Annotated in this window: 1 protein-coding gene and 1 pseudogene; both read left to right on the forward strand. The window is 63.2% G+C overall.

Translation table 11 applies throughout. From position 1 onward, the window contains the following. A partial coding sequence (locus tag EN781_RS31450; protein ID WP_145965746.1) for an ATP-binding cassette domain-containing protein occupies window positions 1–1,394 on the forward strand: 1,394 nt, incomplete at its 5' end. A gap of 294 nt (window positions 1,395–1,688) precedes the next feature. Next, window positions 1,689–1,992 (forward strand): annotated as a pseudogene (locus tag EN781_RS31455) (magnesium transporter); the annotation flags it as partial.

Below are 1,992 nucleotides of genomic sequence, written 5' to 3' on the forward strand. Positions count from 1 at the left end.
ACTTTGTCGGTCAGAAGCTGCTGGAGACTTCGGTTGAGGTGAGAGGGCTGGAGTTCCTCGGCAGCTACGGCAGCGCGGTCCTGGCCTTCCTGGCCGTCGCCATCTATGTGCCGCTGAATACCTGGATCGCGGTCAAGCTGGGCAGGCTGCTGGAGCGTCTCAATGTCAGGATGCAGCAGTCCGAAGGCAGCTATCGCGGCGAGCTGACCACCTTCCTGCGCCGCAGTTTCCATGTCGCCGCTTCGCAAGGCGAGAATGTGCAGAAGACGATGCACACCCGGCTCTATGCCGACATCGACCGCAATTGGGCGCGGCTGAACATAGTCAACACCGGCTACAACTCCTTCGAGCTGATCTACAATTTCATCGGTGCCCGCATCGTCGCCTATGGGCCCGGCCTCGTGCCCTTCATCCATAACGGCTTCGATCTCAAGGGCTACATAACCGGCTCCGAAATGGTCAACGCGCTGATCAGCCAGTGCTCTTGGTTCATTCACGTCATGCCGGCGATCGCCACGCTGCGGGCCAACAGCCAGCGCGTCACCGAACTCGCCAACGCCATCGAGAAGGTCCAGCAGCCGCAGGAATTCTACCGCCAGACAGGCCGCTCCGACTTCAGCTATGCCAGCCAGAATCCGGTCTTCGGCCTGACCATCCAGAAGCTCGAGCTGGCGCATCAGGGTGAGGACGCGACCCCCTTCCTGAGCGCCGCGAACCTGCGCTTCCGGCGCGGCGAGTGGACCTTCCTCAAGGGCGAGTCCGGCTGCGGCAAGACCTCGCTGATCAAGGCGATCAACGGCCTGTGGCCCTATGGCCGCGGCACCATCGTCTTCCCTGAAGGGGTCAAGAACTTCTATGCTGCGCAGGAGGTCAAGCTGCAGCAGGTGTCGCTGAAGCAGTTGGTCTGCCTGCCAGGCTCCGAGCGCGACCATACCGATGCACAGGTTGCATCGGCGCTGCACAAGGCCGGCCTTGGCGACTTCATCGAACATTTGACCGACGAAAGCCGTGACGGGAAGAACTGGGACCAGGTGCTTTCGGGCGGCCAGAAGCAGAAGCTGGTGGTTGCCCGCATCGTGCTGCAGCAGCCGGGTCTCTTGTTCCTCGACGAGGCGACCGGGGCGCTCGATCCCGAAGGCAAGATCGCTTTCCACCAGGCGATCAAGGACAATTGTCCCGATGTCTCGGTGATCAGCGTCATGCATGAGGCGGTGCCGCCGCGCTCGCTCACGGGCGCCGAGTTCTACCACAGTGTGGTCGCGATCGCTGACGGCGTCGCCACCAAGAAGCCGCTCTCGCCGAGCCTGCCGCGCGAGCTCACCACCATCCTCGTGCAACCGAGGCCGGTCGAGGACAAGTGGTTGCGCTTCCCTCGGCGCCTGAAGCAGAAATAGCAGCGCTTTTCTCTCTCCGATCCGTCGCCGGCGTCAGACCGGCGCACTGAGCCGCTGAACAGCGACCGATCACAGTCTCGCGATCTGGTGCATCTGCCGCTGCTTTCCCGTGCCGCCGCGATTGACTCGGGCATAAGCGCTCCTATGTTGCGGCGGCTCGCAGAATTCCAACTGAACCGGCGAGCAGAAAGGTCAACGCGCCATGCCTGGCGATAGTCACAGTCGAACGCAACCGCCGTCCGCCTTGACGTGACCTGATCGGCTCACCTCCTGCCGGACGGCAAGGAGTGAGCCATGAATGAATTCGCACCCGTATTGGACGACGGCGCCGTCGCCATCGCCCGTGTCCTCGCCAACGACCATGTCGCCGACGTCGTCGAGGCGCTCAACCACGAACCGCGCGAGACAGCCATAGAGCTGCTTTGCGCCGTGCCTTTCGAGCGGCTGGTCGAGATCTTCGACCAGCCCGAGCTCGAAAGCGCGCCGGAGCTCGTCGAAGCCTTGCCGCGCGTCAAGGCAAGCAAGCTCCTGACCGCTATGTCCATCGACCGCGCGGCCGACATCCTGCGCGAGATCGACGAGCCGGCGCGTTCCGAAC

It is taken from the genome of Mesorhizobium sp. M4A.F.Ca.ET.090.04.2.1 (assembly GCF_003999085.1).
In the GTDB taxonomy this organism is placed as follows: domain Bacteria; phylum Pseudomonadota; class Alphaproteobacteria; order Rhizobiales; family Rhizobiaceae; genus Mesorhizobium.